The sequence below is a fragment of the Bacillus sp. GZB genome (assembly GCF_001975995.1).
Taxonomy (GTDB): Bacteria; Bacillota; Bacilli; order Bacillales; family Bacillaceae; genus Bacillus; species Bacillus velezensis.
Map to the genome: position 1 here is coordinate 652,536 of NZ_MTQG01000010.1, position 15,728 is coordinate 668,263.

Consider the following 15,728-nt stretch of genomic DNA (forward strand, 5'->3'; position numbering starts at 1 on the left):
TAAAGGGGATGAAGGTTTTTATGAAAGAAGCCCGTCATATTAGAAAAAAAGTACTCTCTGACATAGAAAGCGGCATCATTTCTTTGGAAGAAGGAGTAAAGCGGATACAGCAGCTTGGTTCTCATTCCGCAGGGGTTAACGGACAGTCGATATATTATCAGACGGTCTGGCAGCGGACAGATCTCAGCATTCATGTAAAAGGCGGCCGACGTGAGGGCAGCCTTTTATTATTTGATAAAAGTGAAGATGTGAGTAAAGAACTTGCTGCATTGCATGATACAAGGGTTATTTTGGTTAAGCCGGGGAAAGAGTTTCGAAAAACCGGGGACGGTGTATTTGAAATCGACCCCCGCTCTGAAAGAGATTACATAAACCTGTTAGGATGGCTTATAGAAGAAGAGAAGTCAGATATACGGGAAGCGGTGCATTTATGGTCAGACATGCCGTTTGAAAAGACAGAGAGAGCGATTCGTGAACAATGCGACAGCGGAGTCTATTCTTTGTTTTTACTACAACAGGCGCTCTTCAAAAATAACTGCCGCAAACCGATCAAGCTGTTATATGGATATTTTTCGCATCTTTCCGGAGAACAGCCTCTTTACGCGGCGGCAAGCGGATTTTTGCGGACATTGCAGCTGGAAAATCCGTTAATCTCAGCAAAAACCATTGAAATGGAGCAGTCAATAGCAGCCGTTCACGCAGCTGATATCATACGCAATGAGCTGAGTGATTTCCAGCCTTCAGATGTAGAGATCCGTTATAAAGACATGCAGCGTTATGTCAAACAGCTCAAAACGTATGAACCCGAAAAAAATTCCGGAAGCGGCGATGTGCCGCTGAGAGAAAATGGAGTATATATTATCGCAGGAGGCGCGGGCGGATTAGGATTTACCTTTGCAGAATATTTGGCTTTTCAAACAAAATGCTGCCTTGTTTTAACGGGGAGATCTCCGCTTTCAGATCATATAAGAAAACAGCTGAGACGATTAGAGGATGCCGGTTCTTCAGCTGTTTATGTTCAGGCCGATATTACCAATAAGGAAGAAGCCGAATATGTAGTCAAAAAAGCCAAAACTTCTTATGGAAAAGTAAACGGGGTCATTCAGGGCGCGGGAATCATCCGTGACTCTTTCCTTCTTAACAAGTCACGAGAGGAATTCGATCAGGTAATCAGACCGAAAGTATTGGGTACGATGTGGCTGAATGATGCTGTTGAGAAAGAAAATCCTGACTTTTTCATTTGCTTCTCCTCTACTTCCGCAGTGTTGGGAAATGTCGGGCAATCTGATTACGCGTTCGGAAACAGTTATATGGATCATTTCATGAATATGCGTTCTGCCCAGCATTCTGATAAGATTTCTCTCTCTCTGAACTGGCCGCTGTGGAAAGAAGTCGGCATGCAAGTGGATGAACGAACGGTAGAGACAATGAAAAAGGCGGGTTTTTATCCTTTAGAAAAAGAAGAAGGTAAAGAAGCGTTTGCAGTCGCATTGTCCTCCGGTTTTTCGCAATTTACTGTATTTTACGGAGATGAGCAAATTGACAATCATGTTCAGCAATTATATGAACGAAAAGAAAGCATTCAGGCAGATGAAGGAACAGGGAGAAATATCGAATCATTTGATTCAGAGAAACTGACAGCTGAAACATCTGATTTCATCATAAAAATGATTGCTGCAGAATTCAGGATGCCTGCGGACAAAATAGATGCAGAAGAGGCATTGGAAAAATACGGACTTGATTCCGTTATGATTATCAATATGACGAATGAGCTTGAAAAACATTTCGGCGCGCTCTCAAAAACGCTGTTATTCGAATATCAGACTGCGGCAGAATTGTCACAGTATTTCGTTGAGGAGCACAGGGATACTCTTCTTCATAAACTCCGGTTAGGAGAAAACGGGAGCAGCACCCCATCTCAGAAGAAAAAAGATCATAAGCAGACAGCCGATGTTAACGGGAAACAGAAAATCCAGATGAAAAATCAGGTGCAGCAGGAGAAGTATCATGAAAATGATATCGCGATTATCGGTATCAGCGGACGTTACCCGATGGCAAATGATCTTGATACTCTGTGGGAAAACTTATTGAACGGTAAAGACTGTATAACTGAGATACCTGAGGATCGGTGGGATTCGGGGCTGCACTATCAGCCTGCGGCGGGCGACGAAGTAAAAAACCAAAGCAAATGGGGGGGATTTATTGACGATGTGTATCATTTTGATCCGTTGTTCTTTAATATTTCTCCTGCCGAAGCTGAATTAATTGATCCGCAGGAGAGACTGTTTTTAGAGACGGTTTGGCACACCATAGAAGATGCGGGGTACGCAAAGAAAACGCTTGAAAGAAAAAACGTCGGTGTTTTTGCAGGGGTTATGTACGGCCAATATCAGCTGTACAGCGTTGGTCACGAAGCGGCCGTTTCTTCCTCATATGCATCAATCGCAAACCGGGTATCGTACTTTTTTAATTTCAGCGGGCCAAGTATTGCTTTGGACACGATGTGTTCCTCATCATTAACGGCTGTTCATTTTGCCTGTGAAAGTTTAATCAGGAATGAATGTGAAATTGCAATTGCTGGAGGCGTCAATTTATCCATTCATCCTCATAAATATGAACTCCTGACTCAAGGCGGATTTTTATCCAGTGATGGCCGGTGCAGAAGCTTCGGTTCAGGAGGAGACGGCTATGTGCCGGGAGAAGGGACAGGTGCCGTGCTGCTGAAACCCGTAAAAAAGGCTATTGCCGACGGTGATCAGATTTATTCAGTTATTAAGGCAACAGCCATCAACCACGGTGCTAAGACGAATGGATATACCGTGCCGAATCCCAAAGCTCAAAGTGAGGTCATTACGAGAGCCTTAAAAAAAGGGTTTATTGATCCAAACAGCATCAGCTATATAGAAGCTCACGGAACAGGCACCGCGTTAGGAGATCCGATTGAAATCACCGGTCTGACCAAAGCATTTTCAGGTGCCGAACGCGATAAGAAGACATGCGCGATCGGGTCGATTAAATCAAATATCGGACATCTTGAGGCTGCTGCAGGCATAGCGGGCATTACGAAAGTTATTCTTCAAATGAAACATAAAACGATTGTTCCGTCACTGACTCATTCTGCTGAATTGAATGAAAATATACCGTTTCAAAAAACACCTTTTTATGTACCGGACAGTGCCGAAAAATGGGAGTCATCCGTTCCCAGGCGTGCCGGAATCAGTTCTTTCGGGGCAGGGGGAGCTAATGCCCATGTTATTTTAGAAGAATTTGCGGATGAAGCTATCTCTCCTCACGCGGCTGAAGAACCTGAACAGCTTTTATTTGTTTTTTCTGCAAAAAATGCCGACAGGCTGGCAGAATATGCAAAACGCGCAAAAGAACATATAGCAGCCAGAGATTATCCATTAGAAACACTTAGAAATACAGCATTTACTTTACAAACCGGCAGAGAAGAAATGCCGCACAGATTGGCTGTTATCGCCTCTACAAAAGATGAATTGCTTAAAGGACTGACAGAATATACTCTCGGCAACGCGATGGATCATATTTTTACAAGCGGCAAAGACACAACAGAAGCTCAAAGGATGAACAAAGCTGAGATTGAAGAAGCAGCCGCAAACAGGGATCTTGTGAAGATTGCTGAATACTGGGTTGGCGGTAACGGAGTAGATTGGCCGTCACTTTATAAAGATGCCACTCTGAGACGGGTATCAGCACCCGGATATCCATTTGCCAAAGAGCTATGCAGAATAGATGCGCAAAATACGGGAAGCCGCCGGATGAACGTAAATAACGATCTGCATCCTTACATTTCATGCAATATATCTGATTTTAAAGCACAGAAGTTTCTTATCAATGTAAGCGATACCGATTTGTATATAAAAACAAAGTATCAAGACAAGGAAATGTTTCCGTTTCTCAGCCAGATTGAAATGGCGAGAGCTGCCGGAGCGATGGCTTCAGGGAATCCGATTATTAAATTAACAGAGCTCTCCTTTAGAGAACCGATGTTACAAAGCGGAAGCAATGAGCAGATCCGGATTGTATTAACCCCGGATAATCAGGGTGCATCGTATTCTATAGAAAAACAGAGCGACTCATCCATTTATTCCTCAGGGCGGCTCGAATTAGAAGGCGGAGCGTACGAGAACGGAAATATTCATCTTGAGCCGTTCCTGTCTCAGCATGCAGACCGCATACCGTACGAAGCGTTTTATCAGCGGCTTGCCGAATTCGGATACAGCTGCAGTGACAGTCTGAAAGCGGCAGAGCATTGCGTCAGCAGGAACGGACAGGTGCTTTTAAAGATAAAAGCAAAGGCCGGGCCGAAAGGGTGCATAATCAAACCGGAAGTTATTGAGAGCGTATATCAAGCCGTCATATACCTTGCGGGGGAAAATGCCGGAGAGCTCCCGGAAAACATTAAAGAATGTACGATTTTTGATCATGAGACTGAACCCGTTTATGTATATGCAGAACAAACTGAAGAAAGCGATTCGGCTTATGATGTGTATGTATTAGACAATGCCGGCGGGATTTTGATGGAACTGAGCGGGCTGGTTTTTGGCGAAAAGCCTAATAAAAATGTACGTTTTTATGAGCATAAGTGGGATCAAAAAAACCCTCTGATTGAAATCAAAGATAGGGAGCCAAAAACAATTCTGGTCTTTGCAAAAGATGAAGCATTAGCTGAAGCTCTGAAAAATCAATCAGACAGCCGTGTCATTCTCGTCACGCCGGATCAGCGGCAGACCGATCAAAATCTGCTGACATTCTGTGTAAACCCGGAAGTGACGTCAGATTACATTCGTTTATTTGAAGAATTGGAGAAAAAGGGATGTTCTCCTGATGTCATCTTGCACACGGGAGAAACATTTTACGCGGGTGACCACCTTCTCAGCGGCCTGGAATCAATTTTTTATTTATTAAAAGCCCTGAGCGCCCGCAGTGACGCCATTCTTTATCTTCATTCTCTGCTTCTTGTTCACTCTTTTAAAGAAGGCGTGAATGATCCGTATACGGGCGCTCTTGCAGGCTGTTTAAAAACGGCAAATATGTTGGTGCCATCCGCAGAGAATGTGAAGTCAATCGGCTTTTCAGAACGTATATCAATTGAAAAAATGGCTGAATTTTGTCTTAACGAAATGGTTTCAGGCATGGAGCGGCAGGCGGAAGAAGTTAAATATATAAATGACAAGAGGTATGTTAAGACATTAAAGGAGTATGTATTCAATCATACAGAGCACTCTCATCTGCTGAAACAGAAAGGGGTTTACCTCATAACGGGCGGTTTGGGCGGTCTGGGCCTGATTTTTGCAAAATATTTAGCTTCTCAGTATCAAGCAAAATTAGTATTGACGGGAAGGTCACCGTTAACAGCTGATAAACGCCATAACATTGACCGGCTGCAGGCACTTGGAGGAGATGCGGTATATTATCAAGCTGATGCCGCAGATCAAAAGACGATGGGACGGGTCATAGAAGAAACGAAACGGACTTGGGGCTCCATTCAAGGTGTTATTCATTCAGCTGGTCATGCCGATGATCGGTTATTTACAGAGATGAATCTGACTGATTTTTCAGAAGGCATGACTGCTAAAATTGAAGGAACGGTATGTTTAGATGAATTAACGAAAGATGAGCCGCTTGATTTCTTTATCGTATTTTCTTCTATTTCTTCGGTCTTCGGAGATTTTGGACAGGTTAATTATGCGTTGGGCAATTATTTTCAAGATCAATATATAAATTGGAGATCCGAACAGAGCCGCCGGCAAGAGAGACAAGGCAAGAGCATTTCGATTAACTGGCCGTTGTGGCGTAAAGGCGGAATGCATTTAAACAAAGAAGCTGAAGAAGCATATCTTTCTGCATCCGGGTTTGATTATTTGGAAACGGAAGAAGGGATAGCGGCTTTTGAGACGATTTTGGCAAGTGACTGTCCGCAAATTTCGGTTGTTACCGGGGATGCCGGAACAACACCAGCAAAAAAAGACCTGCCGCATCAAAAAGTAAATACGCTTCCGGTTCGTCAAGAGGAAATTTCTTATACAGCACCGGTGTCTGCAGACAATGTCCTGGAAGAACTGAAGCAAATGGTATCGGAATTATTGAAAATTAACATTGAACAGCTGGATACGGCAGAGAATTTCGGCAATCTCGGCTTTGATTCTATCAGTTTGAAAACATTAGCTGTCCGACTGAATAAAAAATACAAGCTTAAGCTGACACCTGCCGTTTTCTTTACTTACAGCCATATTAAGTCTCTTTCAGAATTTCTAAACAGTGAACTGCGTACTGTTGCAAAAGGGAATACAGATGCAGAAAAAAACATTTCTGAAAAAAGGAAAGTAGTGCACGCTGGGAAAACCACCGGGAAAACCGTGAAGCCGCCGCGAAGTTTTCCGTTTGAAAAAAAGACAACAAGACAGGCTGATCATCATCCAGAGAAGCAGCCAGTTGCCATTATCGGGATGAGTTGTGTTTTTCCGGGAGCAAAAAATGCAGATGAGTTTTGGATCAATTTAATCAATGAAAAAGATTTGATTCAGGAAATTCCCCCGGATCGCTGGGATTGGAAAAAATACGCCGAAGGCAAAGGAAGCAGCGAAGTACATTCGAAATGGGGCGGCTTTATCACAGATGCCGATAAATTCGATGAGGCGTTTTTCAATATTAATCCGCGGGAAGCAGAACTCATGGATCCTCAGCACAGAATTTATTTGCAGGAAACCTGGAAAGCGATAGAAGATGCGGGTTACAAAGCTTCAAAGCTGTCTGGCAAAAATATCGGGGTGTTTACGGGCATTCAATTTAATGATTACCGCCAGCTGCTGATGAGGCATTCGGACGGGGCGCATGCGTTTGCGGGAACCGGAAACAGCCAGGCGCTCATCAGCAATCGTGTATCCCACTATTTTAATTTCAGAGGTCCGAGTGAGTCCATTGATACAGCCTGCTCAAGCAGTCTTGTAGCAATCCACAGAGCTGTGCGCTCGATTCAAAATGGTGAAAGTGAGCTGGCGGTAGCAGGCGGGGTTTCGCTGCTCTTAGATCCAGTCACGCATATGTATACTGATAAACTCGGTATTTTGTCTAGGGACGGCCGGTGTAAGACGTTTGATAAACTTGCCGACGGTTATGTCCGCGGTGAAGGTGCAGCTGTTCTGTTATTGAAACCATTGCAAGCGGCAATGAATGACAGAGACAATATTTACGGAGTTCTGAGAGGAACCGGAGAAAATCACGGAGGAAGATCTGCTTCATTGACCGCGCCGAACCCGGAAGCTCAGGCAGAACTGTTAACGTCTGTTTACAAAAATGCCGATATTCCTGTTGATACGATATCTTATATTGAAGCACACGGAACCGGGACAGAACTGGGAGATCCGATTGAGATTGAAGGCTTGAAAAAAGCGTTTGGATCTTTTGAGCCGCATTCAGGAAAGAATCATGATCAATATTGCGGCATAGGTTCAGTAAAAACGAATATCGGTCATTTAGAGCCCGCCTCTGGAATGCCGGGGCTGATTAAAGTATTACTATCCATGAAGTATAAAACACTGCCTGCCACACTTCATGTCAAGGAGCTGAACCCTTACATTCAATTAAGCGGAACGCCGTTTCGTATTGTCAATAAAACAATGAAGTGGGCCAGATTAATAGATCGAAAAGGAAATGAAATTCCGCGCCGCGCGGGAGTCAGTTCCTTTGGATTCGGCGGGGCAAATGCTCATGTCATCGTGGAAGAATTTGAATACGGACAAGATAAAGCAGTAACTGCCGAGCGGGAACAAATCATTGTTCTATCGGCCAAAACAAAGGAAAGGCTGATGGTTAAAGCCAAAGAGTTAACAACGTTTTTACATGAAGAACTATCAGTTCAATTCAGTCAGCAAGAGGTGCAGGAACGTGATTTGCAAGAGGCGGTTCGGGAAGCGGCAGCGGGTATCCTGCGTTTAGATACCGCAGATATAGATGCAAAGACACCTCTTTCTGAATTCGGATTTGATCCGTTGGCTTATTCCGAATTAATCTCCTATATAAACCAAATGTACGGCACAGAAATATCACTAGATATATTTCAGGAATTAATGACCCTGAGCGAGCTGTGCCGCTATATCAGCAGCGTCCGGAATCGATCAGCTGATAAACCGCATAACGGCAATTTTAGAGAAAAGTCCGGAATCAGTCTTGAAGAAATAGCATATACGCTGCAAACCGGAAGGGAACCATTTGAATGCCGCCTTGCGATCACTTGCTCGAATACCGGAGATCTTCTTGAAAAATTAAACGGTTACATTCAGGGGAGCAGGCTGCAAGGTGTTTATGAAGGAAATGTAACGGATTTTGATAGTCTGTACGCTCCTTTATTCGGCGGCCCCGAAGGTCATGCATATGTTCAATCACTGATTCAGCAAAACAAGCCGGCCAAACTGGCTCAGTTGTGGACGATCGGTTGTGAAATCAGCTGGGAAGACTTGTATGAGGAGGAACTCAAACCGGTTAAACTGTCTCTTCCTCTCTATCCTTTCAGCAAGAACAGACATTGGATTCATTTAAATAAAGATGAAGCGCAGAAGGCTGAAGCTTTCTCGAACACTGAGCTTCACAACTCAAATAAAGATACAGCAGATGGAGAAATCATGTCGCTTCTTGAAAAAGCACAAACAGGTGAGATGAATACGAAAGAGACGTCAGAGCTGATAGAGGAGTTGCTTTTCCATGAATGAAAAAACGATGCAAATTGAGCAAATCGTGAAAAAGGTGAAAGAATGCAGCCTGACGCCTGAAGAAGGGCTGGAATTAATTAAGAGCTTGGGGAAAACCCATTTATATGAAATGGTATGGGATAGACATGAATTTAAAGGCAGTGAAAAATTCCCGCATACGAAAGAGCCAATTTTATTTTTTTGCGAAGACGACAGCATGTATACCGTAATGAAGAGGCAGCTTGAAGGCTATGAGGCACCTTTCATTTACGTGACTTCCGGCGAGCGTTTCGAAGATTGCCGGAACGGTCGTTTTACAATGAACTTTGCAAAAGATGAGGATTATGATGCGTTATGCGGGGTTCTGCGTTCTCAAAATATAAGACCCCGTCATATTATTCATTTTTTGGCTGCCGGGCTCTTCAAAAATACAGAAGATGCAATGAGAAAGCAGCTCAATAAAAGTCTGTTTTCCTTGTTTCACATGTTTCAGGCCTTCATGGCGAACAAACTTTGTCCGAAAGCAGAAATTTTGTATCTGTATGAAAATACCGAGGGCGAGGTTCAGCCGATTTATAACGCGGTTGAAAGTTTTCTTAAGACCGTACAGACCGAAAATCCGAATTTCACATGTAAGGCTGCAGAGCTGAAATCAATGTTTGACGAGCCGTTTACAAAGCAGCATGTTGCAGATGTCATCTCTTTTGAATGGAACAATCAATGTAAGAAGGACCACTTTACCTGCTATGAGCCGAGGCATTATTATAAAAGGCAGCTTCAAAGAGTAAAAAAAGAAGATGGGGAGAAACATAGTTTCAGTGTGAAAAAGAACGGTGTGTATTTAATTACGGGGGGAGCCGGCGGTCTTGGGTACCTGTTTGCGGAATATCTGGCGAAACAGGCAGAAGTCAAGCTGGTATTAACCGGCCGTTCCCCGGCCTCCCGTGAAACGGCGCAAAAATTGAGCGCTCTTGAAAATCTCGGCGCTGAAGCCTTATATGTCCCGGCAGATATTTCAAAGGAAAAAGAGACGGACGCTTTGATTAAGCACATTAAGCAGACATTCGGAGAATTAAACGGAATTTTGCACAGCGCCGGACTTGTTAAAGATGCATTTATCATAAAAAAAACGAAAGAAAGCATAGAAGAAGTTATAGCGCCTAAAGTATTCGGAACCGTTTGGCTGGATAAAGCAGCTGAAGAAGAGCCTCTTGATTTCTTCGTTATGTTTTCGTCCCTTTCGGCCGTTCTGCCTAATGCGGGTCAAAGCGACTACGCCTTCGCTAATGGATATATGGACGGATTCACCCAGTATCGAAGCATTAAAGGACGTCCCGGGAAAACACTTTCTATTAATTGGCCGTTATGGGATGCGGGGAATATGACAGTCGGGCCGGGAGAGCTGCAGGCTTTAAGACATGCAGGGCTGGAACTTTTATCCGCTCAAGCCGGGCTTGCCGCTTTTCAGGACAGTATGAGCCGCTCTGCTTCTCAGCTGGCTGTTATCAGCGGAGACAAAGATAGAATAAGTGAATTACTCTCAACGGATCATAAAGAAAAAGAGACTGTGCCTGAAAACAACAGTAATCTGCCGCAATTAAATGAAAAAGATCTGAAAAAGCAAACGGTTCGTCTTTTGACAGAGATCGTCGGTGCGGAAACGGGAAGACCGGCGGACAGTATTTTACCCGAGGATACGTTTGACCGTTACGGAATTGATTCTCTAACGATTTTAGGTCTTAACTCCCGTCTGGAAAAATATTTTGGAAGAGTGTCTAAGACTCTTTTCTTTGAATACAGCAGTGTTGAAGAGCTGTCAGAGTATTTTCTTGAACACTATCATCATGAGTTGAAGAAGGCGTTTTTACCGGCAGCCGAACAGCGAATTGATCATTCGGCGCCGGCGAAACAAGAGAAGCTTTCCGTTTCCCGCATACCATCCGCACCTTTCGAGGAAGATATTGCAATTATCGGTATAGCCGGCCGCTACCCGATGGCGAAGGATGTGGAACAGTTTTGGGAAAATATTTCTTCCGGAAAAGATTGTATAACGGAAATACCGAAAGAACGCTGGGATTTTCGGAAATATTATCACACAGGTGACAATGCCCGTCATGACAGCAAATGGGGGGGTTTTATAAAAGACGCTGATAAATTCGATCCGCTGTTCTTCTCAATTTCGCCCCGTGATGCCGAGTTAATTGATCCTCAGGAACGGTTATTTTTAGAGACAGCGTGGCACACGTTTGAAGATGCGGGTTACACAAAGAAAAAGTTGAAACGGCATAAGACAGGTGTATTTGTCGGTGTCACCTACAGCCACTATCAGTTATTTGCAGCCGGTGCTTCAGATGATGAGGAACGTCAGGCGCTCTTGTCTTCTTATTCGTCTATCGCAAACCGGGTGTCATATTTCTTTGACCTGCACGGACCCAGCCTTGCAATTGATACAATGTGTTCTTCTTCACTTTCTGCTGTTCATTTTGCATGTGAAAGTTTAAAAAGGGGAGAATCCACCCTCGCTATAGCCGGAGGAGTGAATTTATCCTTACACCCGGATAAATATACTTTACTTTCACAAAACCATTTTGTTTCAAGCGATGGGCGCTGCAGAAGCTTTGGAGCGGGAGGAGACGGATATGTGCCGGGAGAAGGAGTCGGGGCCGTTCTTTTGAAATCGCTTTCTGCCGCAAAGGCTGACGGGGACAGGATTTACGGTGTGATTAAGGGAACATCTGTAAATCACGGCGGAAAAACAAACGGATACACTGTGCCAAATCCGGGCGAGCAGGCAAACGTCATCAGTGAAACTCTTGATAAGGCGGGGATTGATGCAGACAGCATAAGTTATATTGAAGCGCATGGCACCGGAACATCTTTGGGAGACCCGATTGAAATTTCAGGTTTAACCAAAGCTTTGCACAGCTCGAAAAGCGATTATCGTTGTGCAATTGGTTCGGTTAAGTCAAATATCGGACACCTAGAGGCTGCGGCGGGAATTGCTTCTATCACAAAAGTGCTGATGCAAATGAAATATAAACAGCTTGCTCCTTCCCTTCATTCCGATAACTTAAATCCTAATATTGATTTTGGGGAAACACCGTTTTACGTGCAGTCTGAACTGACCGATTGGGAGACGCCGCAAAATCAAGCCAGAAGGTCAGGCATCAGTTCTTTCGGCGCTGGAGGATCTAATGCTCACATTATCATCGAAGAGTATAAGAATGAAGAAAAGATGGAAACGGTACAGAGCAACAAGACGCAAATTATTCTGCTTTCTGCCAAAAATGAAGAACGGCTCAGACTCTTGATTGATGCATATATAAAAGAACTGGAGCCAAACACGTCACTAGCCAATGCTGCGTACACTTCGCAGACCGGGAGAAACGCTATGGAAGAGCGGCTCGCTGTTGAGGTTAGCAGCATTGACGATCTTCGCAATAAGCTGACGATGTATTTGCGGTCAGATCAGAAGGTAAACGGTTTATATAGGGGAAAGGCCCGCCGAGGCGCTGGTCAAAAGGGTGCCCTGTCAGCCGCTCACTTTGAAAATGCAAGAGATATGGCCATTCACTGGGTGAACGGAGGAGACGTTGAATGGGAAGAGATGTACACTTCGGAATTACCGAAGCTTATCTCTCTTCCTGTATATCCTTTTGAACGGAACAGATATTGGGTGCCTGCCGCAAAAGCAGCACAGAAACAGAAAAAAACAGGTGTACCGCAAAGTCTGTCCCATGCACCGATTGACTTATCATTTGATGTATTAAAAAAATCGTGGAAAAAACAAAAGGCTGCGCCTTCCGCTTTTACGAAAGGACAGGTGATGATCCTGGCTAATAGTGAAAGTGAGCGGCTTGCATTCGAATTGTTTGATTCAGATCCTCTGATTGAACCCGCTGTCATTTGCGCAGATAACTGGGATCATTCAAATGGGGAAGCCAAAAAAACGGCTCTAGCAGTCATAGAAGAAAATCCGGAAATCATCGGCATGATTGACCTGTCAGATTTGCGGAGTGATCAAAACGGGGCACACACCGGCACAATCGGGAAGCTGACACTGCTGCAGGAAATCATAAACACACGTAAACAGCTTTTCGTTTTACATGTGACCAGAGGGCTGCAGACATTTCTGAATGACAAGCCGTCGTTAGCCGGAGCCGAAACAGCCGGACTATATAAAATGCTGAGTGCGGAGTATCAAAAGATAAAATCAAAAACAATAGATGTAGACGGGCATGTCGGGACTGCGGCGGAATTGAGACAGGTAATCACAGATGAAGCTTGCGCTGACGGGCTGTATAGTGAAATCTGCTACCGGAACGGTGAACGTTATATTCCATACGTCGAGAAATTACATGCAGCGGAAATAAACCGGAAACGATCCGGCCTGCCGGTATGCCGTACGGATCAAACCCTGGTTATTACAGGGGGAACAAGAGGGATCGGAGCAGAACTTGCCAGACATTATGCCGGCAAGGGAGTCAAAAAACTTGTGTTGATGGGAGTAACCGACCTTCCGGAATCTGATAAAATAGCCGGCATGTTAAAAGACACCGATGAAAAGTCACCTCTTTATTCGAAATTACAACTGCTGCATGAGTTGGATCAAAAGGGAGTTCAGGTGGAAGTGTATTCCGGGCCGCTCACGGAAAAAGAAAAATTACAACGCTTCTTTTCAAAGGTGAGAATGAAGTTCGGCAAAATCGGCGAGGTCATTCATTGCGCTGGTGCAGCCAATCATTCGAATCCGGCTTTTATTCATAAATCTGATCAAGAAATAAGAGAAGTATTTGAGCCAAAGGTACAGGGGATGCAGGTACTTCATGACATTTTTATTGATGACAAACTTGATTTCTTCATTTTGTTTTCATCTGTTGCGAGCGCCTTTCCTTTATTAGGCGCCGGAACAAGTGACTATGCCGCAGCGAACGCTTTCATGGATTACTTTGCGGCGTATCAGCATGCAGCCGGCAGAACATATTATCAATCAATTAACTGGCCGAGCTGGAGGGACATTGGGATGGGCGAGGTGACAAGTCCATCATATCAGGCACTTGGTTTACTTTCACACTCAACAGAAACAGGTATTGCCATGCTGGATGAAATGATGACGATAAACGGATACCCCTGCCTTATACCGGCAAAGACACATCCGGAGAAATTCAAGCTGGAGCAGCTGCTTCAGACAAGAATTCAAGCTGCTATAAATAACCCGGATGCTGAAGAAAAAGAGATCTCTGGTCAGGGAGACAATGAAGCTATGATCAGGAAGTTAATGGAGATTTTTTCCGCGGAGCTGAAAATACCTTACGAGAATTTAGATCAGGATACGTCTTTTGCGGATTACGGAGTTGATTCAATCTTACTGGTTCAGCTTGTCAAAAAAGCGGAAGATGCATTTCAAATAAAAATTGAACCATCAGCTTTTCTGGAGTATCCGAGTTTTTCACAACTGGGCGTCTATTTAAACGAATTATTTGCAAGTGAGGGGATCAGTCCTCAAATTGATTCAGAAAACATTGAGATTCGGAAAAAAGAGCAACATATAAATCAAAATGCTTCTGAAGTACGGGACAGCGGATCTCAAATGCAACAAACCAGTCTGAACCAAATCGCTATTATCGGAATGGGCTGTGAGTTTCCGGATGCTCCGGACACAGAAACGTTCTGGAGAAATTTGAAGAAAGGACAAAATAGTGTCCGCGAAGTCCCGGCGTCGCGATGGGATATTTCTTCATACTACTCTGACACCTATGAAAAGGGAAAAAGTATCAGTAAGTGGGGCGGATTTCTTCAAGATATTGAGTCTTTCGATCCCGCGTTTTTTAATATGAACAAAAGTGAGGCATCAGAGCTTGATCCGTTAATCAAAAAATGCCTTGAGGTCAGCGTCCAGACATTGAGAGACGGCGGCTATACAAAAGAAGAAGTATCAAACAAAGAAGTCGGCGTCTTCATCGGTTCGCGGACCGGGACGTTTATGTCAAAAATAGGTTCCCCTTCAAAAAATACGATCGTGGGTATAGGACAAAATTTCATAGGTGCGCATATCTCACACTTTTTTAATCTGAAAGGACCGAATCTGGTTGTAGACACGGCTTGTTCTTCTTCATTGGTCAGCGTCCATCTCGCTTGTCAAAGCCTGATGTCAAAAGAGTCAGATATGGCGATTGCGGGCGGGGTTGACATTTTGCTGGATCAAAAGCCTTACGTCATGCTGAGTGAGGCTCGGGCGCTTTCACCTGAAGGAAAGTGTCATACATTTGATGAGAAGGCAGATGGATTTGTACCGGGAGAGGGATGCGGCGCAGTCCTTTTGAAAAGGCTTGATGACGCTCTTGCCGAAGGTGACAGAATTTACGCGGTAATTGACTCATCCGCGGTTAATAATGACGGACAGACAATGGGAATGACAACACCTAATCCGAAAGCGCAAAGCGCAGTGATAAAAAAAGCCCTGAAAAAAGGCGGAATTGATGCAGATACTCTCAGTTATGTCGAGACGCATGGCACCGGAACGATGATAGGAGATCCGATTGAATTAAAAGCGCTGACAGAAGTGTTCCGGGAGGTTACGGAAGAAACGCAATTTTGCGGAGTGGGCAGCGTAAAAACGAATTTCGGACATTTAATGAGCGCAGCGGGGATAGCGAGTATTATAAAGGTTGCCTTATCCATAAAAAATCAGATGCTCCCGCCGACATTACATTGTAAAACGCCAAATCCGCGTTTTAAATTTGATCAGTCGCCATTCTTTCCGAACACGTCTTTAAAAGAATGGCGTCCCAGAAAAGGGGTTTTGAGAGCCGGAATCAGCTCTTTTGGATTCGGGGGCACGAACGCACATATGATATTGAGCGACAGCCATTTCACATTAGGATATGGAGAGACAAAAAGACACCCGCTTTCTCCGATTATATTCAATAAGGAACAATGCTGGATCGACAATGGAGAAACTCCAGAAAAGGAAGAGTCAGAATTGCTGATTCCTTTACTTGATTTCAAAGAATTATAAAG

At 44.2% G+C, this 15,728-nt stretch carries 2 protein-coding genes; both read left to right on the forward strand.

All coding sequences use genetic code 11. From position 1 onward, the window contains the following. Positions 1-20 precede the first annotated feature (20 nt). The gene (locus BXO87_RS03630; RefSeq protein ID WP_038457882.1) at positions 21-8,729 is read left to right on the forward strand and encodes a type I polyketide synthase; all 8,709 of its coding nucleotides are present in this window, start codon (positions 21-23) and stop codon (positions 8,727-8,729) included. Beyond that, positions 8,722-15,726 (forward strand): SDR family NAD(P)-dependent oxidoreductase, encoded by a 7,005-nt coding sequence (locus tag BXO87_RS03635; RefSeq protein ID WP_076851226.1) that lies wholly within the window; start codon positions 8,722-8,724, stop codon positions 15,724-15,726. The genes BXO87_RS03630 and BXO87_RS03635 overlap by 8 nt, the downstream gene beginning before the upstream one ends. Positions 15,727-15,728: the final 2 nt, after the last annotated feature.